The 16030-nt window shown below is 62.3% G+C and carries 25 protein-coding genes; all 25 read left to right on the top strand.

Annotated elements, in window-relative coordinates; all coding sequences use genetic code 11:
• Window positions 1–329: 329 nt before the first annotated feature.
• Window positions 330–2456, top strand: coding sequence for an elongation factor G (gene fusA, locus NTZ43_01835; GenBank protein MCX5765954.1), 2127 nt, complete (start codon window positions 330–332; stop codon window positions 2454–2456).
• A gap of 40 nt (window positions 2457–2496) precedes the next feature.
• Window positions 2497–3699, top strand: a complete 1203-nt coding sequence (tuf, locus tag NTZ43_01830; GenBank protein ID MCX5765953.1) for an elongation factor Tu — start codon at window positions 2497–2499, stop codon at window positions 3697–3699.
• Window positions 3700–3793: 94 nt separating this feature from the next.
• Window positions 3794–4102, top strand: coding sequence for a 30S ribosomal protein S10 (gene rpsJ / locus NTZ43_01825; protein MCX5765952.1), 309 nt, complete (start codon window positions 3794–3796; stop codon window positions 4100–4102).
• 135 nt (window positions 4103–4237) lie between these two features.
• On the top strand, window positions 4238–4921 hold the full coding sequence (gene rplC, locus NTZ43_01820; protein ID MCX5765951.1) for a 50S ribosomal protein L3: 684 nt from the start codon (window positions 4238–4240) through the stop codon (window positions 4919–4921).
• A 4-nt stretch (window positions 4922–4925) separates the two neighbouring features.
• Window positions 4926–5765: a 50S ribosomal protein L4 gene (rplD, locus tag NTZ43_01815; GenBank protein MCX5765950.1), complete on the top strand. Its 840-nt coding sequence runs from the start codon at window positions 4926–4928 to the stop codon at window positions 5763–5765.
• 3 nt (window positions 5766–5768) lie between these two features.
• Window positions 5769–6056, top strand: coding sequence for a 50S ribosomal protein L23 (gene rplW, locus NTZ43_01810; protein MCX5765949.1), 288 nt, complete (start codon window positions 5769–5771; stop codon window positions 6054–6056).
• Window positions 6057–6059: 3 nt separating this feature from the next.
• On the top strand, window positions 6060–6893 hold the full coding sequence (gene rplB / locus NTZ43_01805; GenBank protein ID MCX5765948.1) for a 50S ribosomal protein L2: 834 nt from the start codon (window positions 6060–6062) through the stop codon (window positions 6891–6893).
• Between the two features lie 15 nt (window positions 6894–6908).
• Complete coding sequence (gene rpsS, locus NTZ43_01800; GenBank protein ID MCX5765947.1) at window positions 6909–7238, top strand: 30S ribosomal protein S19; 330 nt, start codon at window positions 6909–6911, stop codon at window positions 7236–7238.
• Between the two features lie 3 nt (window positions 7239–7241).
• A complete protein-coding gene (rplV, locus tag NTZ43_01795) occupies window positions 7242–7601 on the top strand; it encodes a 50S ribosomal protein L22 (GenBank protein ID MCX5765946.1) in 360 nt (119 codons plus the stop codon).
• Window positions 7601–8260 carry a 30S ribosomal protein S3 gene (gene rpsC, locus NTZ43_01790; protein ID MCX5765945.1) on the top strand — a complete coding sequence of 220 codons (660 nt, stop codon included), beginning with the start codon at window positions 7601–7603 and terminating at the stop codon, window positions 8258–8260. Before rplV ends, rpsC begins: the two co-directional genes overlap by 1 nt.
• Window positions 8261–8276: 16 nt before the next feature.
• Window positions 8277–8699 (top strand): 50S ribosomal protein L16, encoded by a 423-nt coding sequence (gene rplP / locus NTZ43_01785; GenBank protein ID MCX5765944.1) that lies wholly within the window; start codon window positions 8277–8279, stop codon window positions 8697–8699.
• Window positions 8696–8917: a 50S ribosomal protein L29 gene (gene rpmC / locus NTZ43_01780; GenBank protein MCX5765943.1), complete on the top strand. Its 222-nt coding sequence runs from the start codon at window positions 8696–8698 to the stop codon at window positions 8915–8917. Before rplP ends, rpmC begins: the two co-directional genes overlap by 4 nt.
• A 3-nt stretch (window positions 8918–8920) precedes the next feature.
• A complete protein-coding gene (rpsQ, locus tag NTZ43_01775; protein ID MCX5765942.1) occupies window positions 8921–9205 on the top strand; it encodes a 30S ribosomal protein S17 in 285 nt (94 codons plus the stop codon).
• Between the two features lie 12 nt (window positions 9206–9217).
• Window positions 9218–9586, top strand: coding sequence for a 50S ribosomal protein L14 (rplN, locus tag NTZ43_01770; GenBank protein MCX5765941.1), 369 nt, complete (start codon window positions 9218–9220; stop codon window positions 9584–9586).
• Between the two features lie 79 nt (window positions 9587–9665).
• Window positions 9666–9989, top strand: a complete 324-nt coding sequence (rplX, locus tag NTZ43_01765; protein ID MCX5765940.1) for a 50S ribosomal protein L24 — start codon at window positions 9666–9668, stop codon at window positions 9987–9989.
• A gap of 14 nt (window positions 9990–10003) precedes the next feature.
• Window positions 10004–10675: a 50S ribosomal protein L5 gene (rplE, locus tag NTZ43_01760; protein MCX5765939.1), complete on the top strand. Its 672-nt coding sequence runs from the start codon at window positions 10004–10006 to the stop codon at window positions 10673–10675.
• Between the two features lie 28 nt (window positions 10676–10703).
• Window positions 10704–11009, top strand: coding sequence for a 30S ribosomal protein S14 (gene rpsN, locus NTZ43_01755; protein MCX5765938.1), 306 nt, complete (start codon window positions 10704–10706; stop codon window positions 11007–11009).
• Window positions 11010–11175: 166 nt separating this feature from the next.
• Window positions 11176–11577, top strand: coding sequence for a 30S ribosomal protein S8 (gene rpsH, locus NTZ43_01750; protein ID MCX5765937.1), 402 nt, complete (start codon window positions 11176–11178; stop codon window positions 11575–11577).
• Window positions 11578–11590: 13 nt separating this feature from the next.
• Window positions 11591–12130: a 50S ribosomal protein L6 gene (rplF, locus tag NTZ43_01745; protein MCX5765936.1), complete on the top strand. Its 540-nt coding sequence runs from the start codon at window positions 11591–11593 to the stop codon at window positions 12128–12130.
• On the top strand, window positions 12130–12486 hold the full coding sequence (rplR, locus tag NTZ43_01740) for a 50S ribosomal protein L18 (protein MCX5765935.1): 357 nt from the start codon (window positions 12130–12132) through the stop codon (window positions 12484–12486). The genes rplF and rplR overlap by 1 nt, the downstream gene beginning before the upstream one ends.
• Window positions 12487–12813: 327 nt before the next feature.
• Entirely contained in the window at window positions 12814–13308 is a 495-nt protein-coding gene (gene rpsE, locus NTZ43_01735) for a 30S ribosomal protein S5 (protein MCX5765934.1), read from the top strand.
• 67 nt (window positions 13309–13375) lie between these two features.
• The gene (gene rpmD, locus NTZ43_01730; GenBank protein ID MCX5765933.1) at window positions 13376–13552 is read left to right on the top strand and encodes a 50S ribosomal protein L30; all 177 of its coding nucleotides are present in this window, start codon (window positions 13376–13378) and stop codon (window positions 13550–13552) included.
• A 19-nt stretch (window positions 13553–13571) separates the two neighbouring features.
• Window positions 13572–14021, top strand: a complete 450-nt coding sequence (rplO, locus tag NTZ43_01725) for a 50S ribosomal protein L15 (protein ID MCX5765932.1) — start codon at window positions 13572–13574, stop codon at window positions 14019–14021.
• A gap of 1 nt (window position 14022) precedes the next feature.
• A complete protein-coding gene (gene secY, locus NTZ43_01720; GenBank protein MCX5765931.1) occupies window positions 14023–15366 on the top strand; it encodes a preprotein translocase subunit SecY in 1344 nt (447 codons plus the stop codon).
• A 10-nt stretch (window positions 15367–15376) separates the two neighbouring features.
• A complete protein-coding gene (locus NTZ43_01715) occupies window positions 15377–16027 on the top strand; it encodes an adenylate kinase (GenBank protein MCX5765930.1) in 651 nt (216 codons plus the stop codon).
• The last annotated feature ends 3 nt before the right edge of the window (window positions 16028–16030 follow it).

Genomic DNA, 16030 nt, shown 5'->3' with positions numbered 1-16030 from the left:
GGGATACAATCGGCTGGTGGCATTGCGCTTCGTGCGCACGCAACCGGCTCCCGAAAAAGAACGCAGGACAACTAGACGTTTGGGAACGGCCGCGGTAGAGAATGCGGCTGATGGACAATCTCCCAGCGCGCCGTGGGTCCCCTTCCGTGCAGCAGTGGCGGATGTACCCGGCGAGAGCGGATGGATACCGGCTTCGGCCCGGGCGCGTAAGCGCAACGGGGCGGGGTGCTGATCCACCCGCATTTGTATTTCGTGGTTTTGCAGCACTGGATCTGGTTTCAACTTTCCGCGAGTTACGCGGTTTCGAGTCGATAGAGGACACAGTAACGATGGCTCGCACCACCGAACTGAAGTACTACCGCAATATCGGCATCATGGCCCACATCGATGCCGGTAAGACCACGACGACTGAGCGCATTCTCTATTACACGGGGAAGTCGCACAAGATCGGCGAGGTGCACGATGGTGCGGCTACGATGGATTGGATGGAGCAGGAGCAGGAACGCGGCATCACGATTACGTCGGCCGCGACGACGTGCTTCTGGAAGCGCCACGGTCAGACGCAGGACACGGGTTCGGCGACGGGCCCCGAGTACCGCATCAACATCATCGACACCCCGGGCCACGTGGACTTCACCGTCGAAGTGGAGCGCTCGCTCCGCGTCCTTGACGGCGCCGTCGCGTTGCTCGACTCAGTAGCCGGTGTGGAGCCGCAGACCGAAACGGTGTGGCGCCAGGCGGATCGGTACCGCGTGCCGCGCATGATTTTCGCGAACAAGATGGACCGTACGGGCGCCAACTTCTACCGCTGCATGGACATGATCCGTGACCGGCTGTCGAAGGATGCGCATGCCCTGCAGCTTCCGGTGGGTTCGGGCGAGCTGTTCACCGGTCACATCGACGTCATCGAACGCAAGCAGTACATCTTTGATAACGAGACGCTGGGTAAGACCTTCACGGTCACCGACGTCCCGGACGACATGAAGGAACTCGTCGAGAAGACGCGCCACGAGTTGGTGGAGGCCGCGATTCAGTACGACGACGAACTCATCCAGAAGTATCTCGATGGGGAGGTGTTGACGGACGACGAAATCCGTCACGCCATTCGTTCGGCAACGGTGAAGATGCATTTTGTGCCGGTGCTCTGCGGCGCCTCGTTTAAGAACAAGGGTGTGCAGGCGTTGCTCGACGCCGTGATCGACTTCCTGCCGTCGCCGCAGGATGTGCCGCCGATGCAGGGGCACCTCCCGTCGCACGACGAGACGTTCGTGACGCGCGAAGTGGACGATGCGGCGCCGTTCTCGGCGTTGGCGTTCAAGATCGCGACCGATCCGTTCGTCGGCCGTCTGACGTTCTTCCGTGTGTACTCGGGCGTGCTGAAGTCCGGCGCGCACTTGTTCAACGCGTCGAAGGACAAGCGCGAACGCATTGGCCGTTTGCTGCAGATGCACGCGAACAAGCGTGAAGAGATCGAAGAAGTGCGCGCGGGCGACATCGCCGCCGCGATCGGTCTGAAGGAAGCGCGCACGGGCGACACGCTGTGCGACGAAGATCATCCGATCATTCTCGAGGCGATGAAGTTCCCGACGCCCGTCATCGACGTTGCGGTTGAGCCGAAGACCAAGGCCGACCAGGACAAGATGGGTATCGCGCTCTCGAAGCTGGCCGAAGAAGACCCCACGTTCCGCGTCCACACGGATGCCGAGACGGGACAGACGATCATTTCGGGGATGGGTGAGTTGCACCTCGAAATCATCGTGGACCGCATGATGCGCGAGTTCAAGGTGGACGCGAACGTCGGTCGTCCGCAGGTCGCCTATCGCGAAACGATTCGCGACCGGGTCAACAAGATTGAAGGCAAGTTCATCCGTCAGTCGGGTGGTAAGGGCCAGTACGGCCACTGCGTCATCAACGCGATGCCGGCCGAGCATGGGCACGGGTTTGTGTTTGAAGACAAGATTTCCGGCGGCGTGATTCCGCGTGAATACATCAAGCCGATCGAAGCGGGCATCAAGGAAGCTCTCGAGAACGGTGTGCTGGCGGGTTACCCGATGGTGGACGTGAAGGTCGAACTGATTTTCGGTTCGTACCATGACGTCGACTCCAGCGAAATGGCGTTCAAAATCGCCGGTTCCATGGCGATCAAGGAAGCCGCACGGCAGGCGCATCCCGTCCTGCTTGAGCCGATGATGAATGTCGAAGTCGTGACGCCCGAGGCGTATATGGGCGACGTACTCGGCGACATCTCGAGCCGCCGCGGCAAAGTGGGGGGCATGACACAGCGTGGCGAAGCGCAAGCGATCGCCGCGACGGTGCCGCTCTCCGAAATGTTTGGGTACTCGACGAAGCTCCGGTCCATGACGCAGGGGCGCGCCGTATACTCGATGGAGTTTGCGCATTACGACGAAGTACCGAAGGCGAAGGCAGAAGAGATCGTCGCGAAGGCAAAGCAGTAGACCCGATTCATTTCTCAACAACCAGCAGCAGGATTCGACAATGGCCAAGGCAAAGTTCGAGCGCACGAAGCCGCACGTGAACGTCGGTACGATCGGACACGTCGACCACGGCAAGACGACCCTTACGGCGGCACTGACCAAGTTGTCGTTCGATTTGGGTTACGGCACCAAGTACATCGCGTATGACCAGGTCGCGAAGGCGTCGGAATCGCAGGGTCGTCGTGACCCCACGAAGATTCTGACGATCGCGACCTCGCACGTCGAGTACGAGACGGGCAACCGTCACTACGCGCACGTCGACTGCCCAGGTCACGCCGATTACGTCAAGAACATGATCACGGGTGCCGCGCAGATGGACGGCGCGATCCTGGTGGTGAGCGCGGTTGACGGCCCGATGCCGCAGACGCGCGAGCACATCCTCCTGGCTCGCCAGGTGAACGTGCCGAAGATCGTCGTGTTCCTGAACAAGTGCGATCTCGTCGAAGATTCCGAACTGCTGGATCTCGTCGAACTTGAGGTGCGCGAGCTCCTCTCGAAGTACAACTATGATGGCGACAACGCCCCGGTGATTCGTGGCGCGGCCATGCGTGCGATTGACGGCGAGAAGCAGTGGGTCGACAAGATCCAGGAGCTTTACGACGCGATCGACACCTGGATTCCGCAGCCGGTGCGCGAAGTTGACAAGCCGTTCTTGATGCCGGTCGAAGACGTGTTCTCGATCACCGGTCGTGGCACGGTGGCGACGGGCCGTATTGAGCGTGGCAAGATCAAGACGGGCGACGAAATCGAACTGGTTGGCTTCGGCTCGACCAAGAAGTCGATCGTGACGGGCGTCGAAATGTTCCGCAAGCTCCTCGACGACGGTCAGGCGGGCGACAACGTCGGCCTCCTGCTCCGCGGCGTGGACAAGAACGACATCGAACGCGGCATGGTGTTGGCGAAGCCGGGCTCGATTCCTCCGCACACGAAGTTCGAAGCGGAAGTGTACGTCCTCACGAAGGATGAAGGCGGCCGTCACACGCCGTTCTTCAAGGGCTATCGCCCGCAGTTCTACCTTCGCACGACGGACGTGACGGGGAACATCGAGTTGCCGGCCGGCACGGAGATGGTGATGCCGGGCGACAACATCCAGATGGTCATCGAGCTCATCACCCCGGTCGCGATGGAAGAGCAGCTCCGCTTCGCGATTCGTGAAGGTGGCCGCACGGTGGGCGCTGGCGTCGTGACCAAGATCCTCGCGTAAGCAACAACGAGTTCACGGTTGTCGGTGCTCCGGTCTCGGACGCCGACAACCGAAAACCGGCAACCGTACGCTCGTTTTTCACAAGGAAGCACATATGGCTGGCAGAATCCGTATTCGTTTGAAGGCGTTCGACCACGCGGTGATTGATCAGGCCGCGGGCGACATCGTGCGCACCGCTGAAAAGACTGGGGCGCAGGTGTCGGGTCCGATTCCGCTCCCGACGAAGACGCAGCGTTGGACGGTGCTCCGTTCGCCGCACGTCGACAAGAAGTCGCGCGAGCAGTTCGAGCTGAAGACGCACAAGCGGGTGATCGACATTCTCGACTCCAAGGCCCAGACGGTAGACGCGCTGACGAAGCTCGATCTGCCGGCCGGTGTGGATGTCGAGATCAAGGTGGAGTAGCGAACTGCAACTACGAGTGATCGGTCAACCGGTATCGGTTAACGGTGAACCGCCAACTCGCAGTTGAAGTCTCAGTCCAACGGCATTTCGTGGCAGCGCATGGTTGCCCAGCCGTGACTACGCACAGAGGAATCAATGATCGGTATTATTGGAAAAAAACTGGGGATGACCCAGATCTTTAATGAGGCGGGGCAGCAGATCCCCGTGACCGTCGTCGAGGCGACGCCGAATCCCGTCACGAAGGTTATGACGAAGGAGAAGGCGGGCTTTGCGTCGGTCGAACTCGGCTATGGTGCGCAGCGCAACGCGCGCCCGTCGAAGAAGGGAGAGCGCACGCCGAAGGGTTCGCGTGCCACGAAGGCGGAGCTCGGACACGCGCAGAAGGCGAATCTTGACACGGCGCCAGCGGTGCTGCGCTCGTTTCGCCTCGATGACGCGCCGGGGAAGGACCCGGAGATTCCGACGTACGCTGTGGGCGATGTGATCAAGGTCGACATCTTCGCGCCGGGTGACACCGTCAAGGTGACCGGAACGTCGAAGGGCCGTGGGTTCCAGGGCGTCGTCAAGCGCTGGGGCTTCGGTGGTGGACCGAACACGCACGGTAACACCAAGCACCGCCGTCCCGGTTCCATCGGACCCGGCACGGATCCGTCGCGCGTCATCAAGGGCAAAAAGATGCCGGGCCATTATGGCGCCGAGCGTTGCACCCAGACGCACCTTCGCGTTGAGAAGATCGATGTGGAGCGCAACCTGATCTATATCCGCGGTTCGGTGGCCGGCCCGACCAATGGGATCGTCCTCGTCCGCAAGCAGGGCTGAACCGATGGCTGAAACCTTGAACTTTGAAGCCGCCGCGTATTCGGCGCAGGGCACGCCCCGCGAGAAGATCGCGTTGCCGGGCGCGACCTTTGATGGCACGATCAACTTGCCGGTGATGCACCAGGCCGTGAAGGCCTTCCTGGCCAATCAGCGCCAGGGCAACGCGTCGACGAAGACGCGTGGCGAAGTGGTCGGCGGCAATCAGAAGCCGTGGAAGCAGAAGGGCACTGGCCGGGCTCGTTCCGGCTCGACGCGTTCGCCCGTTTGGGTGGGTGGCGGTACGGTGTTCGGTCCGCGTCCGCGCAAGTACACGGAAATCGTGCCGCGCCAGGTGCGCGCGCTCGCGCGCAAGAGCGCGCTGAACGCCCGGGCCAGCGAAGGCGCGCTGCTGATCATCGACGCGTTCCAGTATGACGCGCCGAAGACGCAGAAGCTGACGCAGTTGCTGGCGCGTCTTGAGTTGACGACGCGCAAGGTGTTGATCCTGACGGACGGTGTGAAGCCGAACGTGTACTTGTCGGGTCGCAACTTGCCGAACGTGCAGATCCTGCCGTTCACGGACGTGAGCACGTATCACGTGTTGTGGTCGGATGTCTTGCTGGTGGAGTCGGGTGCGCTCGGTACGGCGCTCGCCCCAATGGCGGAGAAGGCGTTGGCGCCGGTGAAGGTGAAGCGCGCCGCGGCCAAGAAGGCGCCGGCCGTGGAAGCGCCGGCGAAGAAGAAAGCCGCGGCCAAGAAGACGGCTGCGACGACCGCGAAGGCGGCGAAGCCGGCGGCCAAGAAGACGGCTGTCAAGAAAGCGCCCGCCAAGAAGACGGCGGCTCCGAAGAAGAAGGGGAAGTAAACTATGCCGACGATTCATCGCACCATCGTCCGTCCGATTGTCACCGAGAAGAGTTCGGCGGCATATCAGGATCGTGGCGAGTACACGTTTGAAGTGCATCCGGACGCCAACAAGACCTCGATCAAGCAGGCGATCGAGTCATTGTTCGGCGTGAAAGTGACCGGCGTGTGGACGTCTCAGCAGCGCGGCAAGCTTCGCCGAGTGGGCGGCAAGGCCGGGCTCCGTCCCCGTTGGAAGAAAGCGATCGTGACGCTGAAGGCCGGCGACTCGATCGAGATTTTCGAGGGATAACCCATGGGCATTCGCCAGTTCAAGCCGGTCACGAAGAGTTCGCGGTTCCGTTCGGTCTCGGACTTCGATGTGATCACGCGCACCACGCCGGAAAAGTCGTTGACCGAGCCGCTGAAGAAGAGCGGTGGGCGCGACAACCACGGCCACATCTCGATGCGTCGCCTTGGCGGCGGTCACAAGCGGAAGTACCGCGTGATCGACTTCAAGCGCAACAAGTTTGGGATCGTTGGTGTCATCAAGGAAATCGAGTACGATCCGAACCGTTCGGCGCGCATTGCGCTGGTCGAGTATACGGACGGCGACAAGCGTTACGTGCTGCACGCCAAGGGGATGGTTCAGGGCGACAAGATCGTGTCGGGTCCTGGCTCCGATGTGCGTCTCGGCAATGCGCTGCCGCTGAAGGAAGTGCCGCTGGGTACGGCGGTGCACAACGTGGAACTGATTCCCGGTAAGGGCGGTCAGATGGCGCGTTCGGCGGGCACGAGCTTGCAGGTGGTCGCGAAGGAAGGGGAGTACGTGACGTTGCGCATGGCCTCGACGGAAATGCGCATGCTGCACGGCAACTGCCTGGCGACGATTGGCGAGGTCGGGAACTCCGAGCACGAGTTGATGTCGGCGGGCAAGGCCGGTGCGAGCCGGTGGGCCGGTCGTCGTCCGAAGGTGCGCGGCGAAGTGATGAACCCGGTGGATCACCCGCACGGTGGCCGCACACGCGGCGGTCGTAACGTGGTGAGCCCTTGGGGCAAGAAGGAAGGGGTCAAGACGCGCAACAAGAAGAAGCCGTCGCAGCGCCTGATTGTGCGCGGCCGGAAGCGCGGCAAGGCCACGCAGAGCTAACCGGGACTCGAGACTATGGCGAGAAGCGTAAAGAAGGGCCCGTTCGTGCAAGATTCGCTCATGAAGCGGATCGTAGCCATGAACGCCAAGAGCGAAAAGAAGGTCGTCAAGACCTGGTCGCGCGCCAGTACGGTGTTGCCCGATTTTGTCGGGCACACGTTCGCGGTGCACAATGGCAACAAGTTCATTCCGGTGTATGTGACCGAAAATATGGTCGGTCACAAGCTGGGTGAGTTTGCGCCGACGCGTCTGTTCCGCGGTCACACAGCGCAGGGTGGGAAGGCGGCACCAGCGTCGGATTCCAAGGCCAAGCCGGCTGCGGCACCCGCCAAAGGAGGCAAGTAAGCCATGACGAATGCTCGCGCGATTCAGCGCACGGCGCGTCAGTCGCCTTACAAGATGCGACTGGTGATCGACCAGGTGCGCGGACTTAACTGTAACGATGCCTTGGCGCTGCTGAAGTTCAGCAAGAAGCATGCGGCCAAGCAGATCGAGAAGGTGCTCAAGAGCGCGATTGCGAACGCCGAGCAGGCGGCGCGGAACGCGAATGAGTCGATCGATGTGGATGCTCTGTTCGTGCAGAAGGCGATCGTGAATGAAGGCCCTCCGCTGAAGCGGTTCACTCCGGCGGCGATGGGTCGGGCGACGCCCATGCGTAAGCGTACGAGCCACGTCGAGATCGTCGTGGCAGAGAAGGAAGGACGATAATGGGACAGAAAACCAATCCGATCGGCTTCCGCCTCGGCGTCTCGAAGAACTGGCGCTCGACGTGGTTTGCGAAGAAGGACTTCCCTGCGTTGCTGAAGGAGGACGAACTCCTCCGGAAGTATCTGAAGGCGCGCCTGTCGGGCGCGGCGATCAGCGACATCACGATTGAACGGAAGCCGGGGAAGGTCGTCGTGACCATCCACACGGGCCGTCCGGGCGTGGTGATCGGCAAGAAGGGACAGGCGGTTGAGGAGCTGAAGAACGAGCTCCAGCAGCTGACTGGCAAGGATGTGGGGGTCAATGTTGAGGAGATCAAGCGCCCGGAGATCGAGGCGCAGTTGGTGGCCGACAACATTGCGGCGCAGCTGGCGCAGCGCATTTCGTTCCGTCGCGCGATGAAGCGTGCGGTGCAGAGCGCGATGCGTATGGGCGCTGGTGGCATCAAGGTGAAGTGCAGTGGCCGTCTGGGCGGCGCCGAAATCGCGCGCGTCGAGGGCTACCACGAAGGTCGTGTGCCGCTTCACACGATTCGCGCGGACATCGATTACGCCATCAGCACGGCGAAGACGACGTTTGGAGCGATCGGTGTGAAGGTGTGGATCTTCAAGGGTGAGATCGTGGAAGACCGCCGTGGCAAAACGTACTCGTCTGACGCGTAAGGGAGGAGACTGATCAATGCTCGCACCAAAGCGCGTCAAGTTTCGCAAGATGTTTAAGGGGCGTACCAATGGGCTCGCGACCCGCGGCAACACGGTGGACTTCGGTCACTATGGGCTGCAGGCGCTGGAGCCGGGTTGGGTGACGGCCCGTCAGATTGAGGCCTCGCGTGTGGCGCTGACGCGTCACATCAAGCGTGGTGGTAAGGTGTGGATCCGGATTTTCCCAGACAAACCGGTCACGAAGAAGCCGGCGGAAACCCGCATGGGCAAGGGCAAGGGATCGCCGGAGCTGTGGGTGGCGGTGGTGAAGCCGGGTCGTGTGATGTTTGAGATCGAGGGCGTGCCGAAGGACATTGCCCAGAAGGCGCTGGGGCTGGCTGCGGCCAAGCTTGGCGTGAAGACCAAGTTTGTGTCCCGCGAGGAGGCGCACACCGAATGACGAAGGCCACGAATATGCGCGAGTTGAGTGCGCAGGAAGTCTCGGCGCGGATTGCCGAGTTACAGGAAGAGCAGTTTCGCCTGCGGTTTCGTGGGGCGACGGAAGTATTGAGCGATCCGCTGCGCCTGCGGGTGATTCGCCGCGACATCGCGCGGCTGAACACGGTGCTGCGCGAGCAGAAGGCGCAGCCGGCGACGGCTGGCAAGGCGGGGAAATAAATCATGGCTGAAACGACACAACCCGGCTCGGCGCTGTCGCGGAATACGCGGAAGACGCGTATGGGCGTAGTGGTGAGCGACAAAATGGAAAAGACGGTGGTCGTCGCGATTGAACGTCGCGTGGCGCACCCGGTGTATGGCAAGATGATGACGCGCACCAAGCGGTTGAAGGCGCATGATGAAGAGAACAGCGCCAAGGCCGGTGACACCGTGCGGATCGTGGAGACTCGTCCGCTGTCGAAGGACAAGCGGTGGCGTGTGGTCGAGATCGTTGAACGCGCGCGCTAAGGGGAACCGACAATGATCCAGCAGGAATCGGTAGTCAAGGTAGCGGACAACTCAGGCGCGAAGACCGCCCTGGTGATCCGCGTACTCGGTGGAACGCGTCGTCGGTATGCGCGCCTCGGTGACGTCGTGATTGTCGCCGTGAAGAATGCGCTCCCGAACGGTGCGGTCAAGAAGTCGGACGTCGCGCGCGCCGTGGTGGTGCGCACGGTGAAGGAGACGCGGCGCAAGGACGGGTCGTATATCCGATTCGACGAGAACGCCGTCGTAATCATCGACGACAAGGGCGAGCCGCGGTCGACCCGTATTTTCGGGCCGGTGGCGCGCGAGCTGCGAGAGAAGAAATACATGAAGATCGTATCGCTGGCGCCGGAGGTCATCTAACATGCGGATCCTGACTCATCGCAAGACGCGCGGCAAGCGGAATCGCACGCGTCATGAGATCAATGCTGAGCGCCAGCCGTTGCACGTGCTCAAGGGCGACGTCGTGCGCGTGGTGCGCGGCGACGACAAGGGCAAGGAAGGCAAGGTGATTCACGTCTACCCGAAGACGGGGCGCGTGACTATCGAAGGCATCAATATTGTGAAGAAGCACCGTAAGGCGCGTCGTGCGGAAGAGACCTCCGGGATCATTGAGATGCCGGCGCCGATGGACGCTTCGAACGTGATGTTGCTCGACCCCAAGTCGGGCGCCCCGACGCGCACTCGCGCGCGGATCGACACCGATGGCACGAAGGAGCGTATCAGCACGAAGTCGGGCGACGCAATCGCTCGGCCGAAGCGCTGATCGAGGACTGAGCAATGGCCACTACTGAAAAGAAAGAAAAGAAGAGCGGCGGCAAGAAAGGCGCCGACAAGCAGCAGACGCAGAAGGCGCACGCGGGTGTAGACCTGCCAGTGCCGGCTCCGCGTTTGCGCGGCTACTACACGACCACGGTGCGCGGGAATCTCGCGAAGCAGTTCGGACTGATGAACATTCATCAGATTCCGGATCTCGAGAAGATCGTGCTGAACGTGGGCCTCGGCGAAGCGATCAAGCAGCCCAAGCTGCTCGATGGCGTGGTGGACGAACTGGGGATCATCGCCGGCCAGCGCGCGACGCGAAAGAAGGCGAAGAAGTCGATCGCCAACTACGGGTTGCGTCAGGGGCAGGAGATCGGTGCTTCGGTCACACTGCGTGGCGCGCGCATGTGGGAGTTTCTCGACCGGTTTATTACGACGGCGATCCCACGCATCCGCGACTTCCGCGGGCTGAGCACGCGGTCGTTTGACGGCCGCGGCAACTACAGCATGGGCGTGAAGGAACAAATGATCTTCCCGGAAATCGAGTACGATCAGGTCGAGCAGATTCACGGCATGGACATCACGTTCGTGACGACGACCGAGAAGGATGATCAGGCGTTCGCGCTGCTGCGCGAGCTAGGCATGCCGTTCCGCGGGGACGACAAGCCGATCGTGGTGCAGGCGAGCTGACCGAACCGACTTCACGAGACTAATAACGATGGCCAAGAAAAGCAGCATTGAGAAGAACGAGCGTCGGAAGAAGCTGGTCGCGAAGTTTGCGGTCAAGCGCGCCGCGCTTAAGGTCGTGATGGTGAGCACCAAGGCCAGTGACGCAGAGAAGCGTGCGGCGCAGGTGGCGCTGCAGAAGCTTCCGCGGAACTCGGCGGCGGAGCGTGTGCGCAATCGTTGCTCGATGAGCGGCCGGTCGCGTGCCTACATCTCCCACTTCGGATTGAGCCGCATCGCGTTCCGGGACATGGCGCTGATGGGACTGATTCCGGGCGTGCGCAAGGCGAGCTGGTAGTAGGGCAGTTGGTCGTCGGTCGTGTATGGTTGACCGTTCACGGTTATCCGTCACCCGTATTCGACGGAGCAGGATGTGTGACGCAGGACGCACCACCCGCAGGTCCATTCACTCCTAGAAGTCCAGCCAAACGTTGGCTGGAAACCATAGGACCAGGGGTATCTCAATGAGCATGACTGACCCGATTGCCGATATGCTCACGCGGATTCGCAATGCTTGCGGATCGAAGCACCGTCGCGTGGACATGCCGGCATCCAAGATGAAACTCGAGATCGCACGGTTGCTGAAGGAGAACAACTTCATCACCGATTACAAGACGGTCGCGGCCGAGGACGGCAAGCCGTTGCTTCGCGTGCATTTGAAGTACGCGCAGGGCGGTCATCCGGTGATTCGAGAACTGCAGCGGGTGTCGAGCCCAGGTCTGCGTAAGTATGTCGGCGCAGCGGAAATCCCGCGTGTCCGGAACGGCCTCGGCGTGGCGATCCTCAGCACCTCCAAGGGGCTGATGACCGACCGCGAGGCACGTGCCCAACGCACCGGCGGCGAGTTGCTCGCCGTGGTTTGGTAGGGGGACGCCGCATATGTCGCGTATTGGAAAGCATCCGATTCCGATCCCAGCGGGCGTCACGGTGGCCATCAATGGTCGTATCGTGACGGTCAAGGGACCGAAGGGCGAGCTCATCCGGACGTTTCATCCGGAAGTTGGGCTTGCCGTGCAGGGGACGGAGGCGCTGGTCACGCGCCCTTCGGACGAACCGAAGCACAAGTCGTTGCATGGCCTGTCGCGCACGCTCCTTGCCAACATGGTAGAGGGGGTGACGAAGGGCTACAGCAAGACGTTGGAGATCACGGGCGTAGGCTATAAGGCGGAAGTGAAGCCGTACGGTCTGCAGCTGGCGCTCGGATTTTCGCACCTGATTGAGTTCAAGGCGCCGAAGGGGATCAAGCTGACGGCACCGGTTCCGACGCAAGTGTTGGTGGAGGGAGCGGATAAGGAGATCGTCGGTCAGGTAGCCGCCGAGATTCGCGCGCTCCGCAAGCCTGAGCCCTATAAGGGCAAGGGCGTCAAGTATGCCGGCGAAGTTGTCCGGCGGAAGGCCGGTAAGGCGGGAGGTAAGTAATGCCTGGTTTGAGAGTACCCAAGACGCGCTCCGGTCTGCGCACACGCCGGCACATTCGTGTGCGGGCGAAGGTTCACGGTACGGCGGAGCGTCCGCGCCTCGTCGTGTTCCGTTCCGACAAGCACATCTCGGCCCAACTGGTGAACGACGACGCGCAGCACACGTTGCTGACGGTCACGGACAACGGGTTTACGGGGAAGAAGTCCGAGAAGTCGGTGGAAGTCGGGAAGAAGATCGCCGAGAAGGCCAAGGCCGCCGGCATCAGCAAGGTCGTGTTCGACCGCGCTGGTTATCAGTTTCACGGCCGCGTGAAGGCGGTGGCCGATGGTGCCCGCGAAGGCGGGCTGGAGTTCTAAATGGCTGACGAAACGACGACAACGACGACGGGATCTGCCGAAGCGCCGCGCACGGGTGGTAGCGCGCGTTCGGGCGGCAGCGCGCGTAGTGGCGCCAACCGTAACGGTCCTCCGGGCCGTGGCGGACGTGGCGGCCCAGGCGGCGGCCGTGGTGGTCCTGGTGGTCCTGGTGGTGGAGCCGGCGGTCCTGGTGGCGGTCGCGGCCGTGGTGGCCCGGGTGGTGGTGCGCCGGGCGGCGGACGTGGCGGCGAGGGACGTGGCCGTGGTGGTGAGCGTGGCGGCGCCCCGGGTGCCGATCGCGGAGAAGGGAGCGATCTCGTTGAGAACGTGATCGCGATCAACCGCGTGGCCAAAGTGGTGAAGGGCGGCCGTCGCTTTTCGTTCAACGCGCTGGTGGCGGTGGGCGATGGGCAGGGCAAGGTCGGCATCGCAACGGGCAAGGCGAACGAAGTGTCGGAAGCGGTCCGTAAGGCCGTGGACGGGGCGCGTCGCCATATGGTGTCGGTGCCGATGACGGGCTCGACGATTCCTCACGAAATCGTGGGCAAGCATGGCGCGGGCAGCGTTTTGATGAAGCCCGCCGCTCCTGGCGCCGGCGTGATTGCCGGTGGTGCGGTGCGCGCGGTGATGGAGTGCGTGGGGATCAGCGACATTCTGACGAAGTCGCTGGGCTCGACGAACCCGCACAACATGGTGTTGGCGGCGATGAACGGACTATTGTCGTTGACGACGGTCGAGCAGATCGCGCGTGAGCGCGGTGTAGAAGTGTCGTCGCTCGGCTACCGGTCGCGCGCTAAGGTGAAGGAGGCTTCGCATGCCTAGGACATTTGTGTGGCACCGCCAGCGCGGTCCCAAGACGACCCCGCCCAATACCCTCACGGAGGGGAAGGTGCGGATTAAGCAGGTGAAGAGCGGCATCGGACAGACGGCGCGTATGCGCGCGAATCTGGAAGCGATCGGTCTCCGGCACCATCAGTCGGAGGTCGTGCACCCGGATTCGCCGGCGCTTCGCGGCATGATCAAGCGGGTCCGTCACCTGGTGACGGTCACCCCGGTCGAGGACTAACCACGTGACGACAGAGAAAATTGGTCTCCACAACCTGATGCCGGCTCCGGGTTCGCACCGGAACCGCAAGCGTCTTGGCCGCGGCCCGGGTTCGGGCACGGGTAAGACGTCGGGCAAGGGACATAAGGGTATCAAGGCGCGTTCGGGCCACCACGGTCACGGTGGTAACAAGCCGCATTTCGAAGGCGGCCAGATGCCGATGACGCGTCGCGTGCCGAAGCGCGGCTTTACGAATCCGTTCCGCGTTGAATCGCAGATCGTCAAGCTGTCGGATCTCACGCTGCTGCCGCAGGGTGCTGAGGTGACGCAGGAGACGTTGGCGACGGCGGGACTGATCAAGGCGTCGAAGGGTCCGGCGAAGTTGCTCGCGACTGGCGAGTTGACGCATGCGGTGACGGTGCGTGGAATCAAAATGAGCGCCACCGCTCGCGAGAAGGTTCTCGCGGCCGGCGGACGCGTCGAGGAGTAACATGGCGCAGGCCAATCCCGCTTCGGCGCTGACGAATATCTATCGCACGCCGGAGCTCTGGCAGAAGATCACCTTCACGTTCCTGTGCTTGGTTGTCTACCGCATCGGGTCGCACGTGGCGGCGCCGGGCGTGGACGTGCAGGCGATGGTGGACTTCTTCCTCAATCAGCAGAAGGGCGGGGCCGGCGGTTTCTTCGGCCTGTATGACATGTTCGTCGGCGGCAACCTGAGCCGTGCGCAGATCTTTGCGCTCGGCATCATGCCGTACATCTCGGCCAGCATCTTTGCGCAGATCGCGGGCGCGGTGTTGCCGCAGGTGGACAAGATGCAGAAGGACGAAGAGGGTCGGAAAAAGATCACGCAGGGGACGCGCTACGCGACCGTCGTATTGGCGCTGGTGCAGGCGTGGGGCTTCTCGCTGTTCACGGAAAGTGTGCAGGGTGCCGTGAGCACGCCGGGCTTTGGCTTCAAGTTGCAGATGACGCTGGTGTTGACGACGGGTGCGATTTTCGTGATGTGGCTTGGTGAGCAGATCACGGAACGCGGGCTCGGCAACGGCGCGTCGCTCCTCATCTTCTTCTCGATCGTCGAACGCTTCTGGCCGGGCATTGGGCAGACGGTTGGCTTTGTGAGCACGGGCGCGGTGAACGTGCTTGGGCTGATTGCCATTGGCTTCCTGATGTTGGGTGTGGTGGCCGGCGTCGTCATGATCACGCTCGCTGCGCGCCGCATTGCCATCCAGATTCCGCAGCGCACGATGGCCCGTGGCCGTCAGCGCGAGGCGGCGAAGAACTTCATTCCGCTCCGCATCAATAGTGCCGGCGTGATGCCGATCATCTTCGCGCAGTCGTTGATCGTGGTGCCGGGCGCGTTGGCCCAGTTCAGCGGCAACGAACGCCTCAAGGATTTCTCCGATTACTTCCAGCCGGGGACGTGGCTGTATTTCGCCCTGTCCGCCGTGCTGATTCTGTTCTTCACGTACTTCTACACGTCGATCATTTTCAACCCGATCGATTTGGCGGAAAACCTGAAGAAGCAGGGCGGCTTCATTCCGGGCATCAAGCCGGGGTCGAAGACGGCCGAATACATCGATCAGGTGGTGAGCCGCATTACGTTCCCGGGCGCCATCTTCCTCACGATCATCGCGCTCCTGCCGATCTGGATTGCGGATCTCGTGAACGTGCCCTTCAAGTTCGGCGGCACATCGCTGCTGATCGTGGTGGGCGTGGCACTCGATACGATGGCGCAGATGCAGCAGCACTTGTTGCTGCGCAAGTATGACGGGTTCATGAAGAAGGGACGTGTCCGGTTCCGTGGCCGTCAGGCCGACGGGTCCTGGCAGTAGGAACGACACTATGATCGTCGTGCTGCTCGGACCTCCGGGCGCCGGCAAGGGGACGCAGGGGGAGCGCATTGCCGCTGCCCTCGGCGTCCCCAAGATCGCTACGGGAGACGTGTTGCGCGCCGCCGTGAAGGCGGGGACGCCCCTTGGGCTCGAAGCCAAGGGCTACATGGACCGTGGCGATCTGGTGCCCGATGTGGTGATTCTCGGGATCATGAAGCAGGCCTTGGCGGCGCCGGAGCAGGCGCGCGGCGTGGTGCTCGACGGCGTGGTGCGCACGGTGCCGCAGGCCGAGGGACTCACGGCGGTACTCGCCGAGCTGAACCGACCGCTCGACGTCGTGATGTTGTTCACGATTGCCGAAGATGCGTTGGTGGCCCGGTTGTCAGGCCGTACGGTGTGCGACGGCTGTCAGACGCCGTTCACGGGACGTGCGCCTGGTGAGACGCACGCCGAGTGCGCGCAGTCGCCCAAGGGGACGCTGGTGCGTCGCAAGGACGACGAACCCGATGCCGTGCGGAACCGAATGCGTGTGTATGAAGCGCAAACGGCGCCGGTGGTAGCGTGGTATCGCGCGCACGGCGCCAACATCGCCGAGATCAATGCGCTGGGCGCGTTGGAAGAGGTGCAAGCGCGTGCCCTGAAGGCTGTCGGCAAGGGCTGAGTG

The sequence above is a fragment of the Gemmatimonadota bacterium genome (assembly GCA_026387915.1).
In the GTDB taxonomy this organism is placed as follows: Bacteria; Gemmatimonadota; Gemmatimonadetes; order Gemmatimonadales; family Gemmatimonadaceae; genus Fen-1231.
This window is presented reverse-complemented; position numbering and strand designations above follow the sequence as displayed.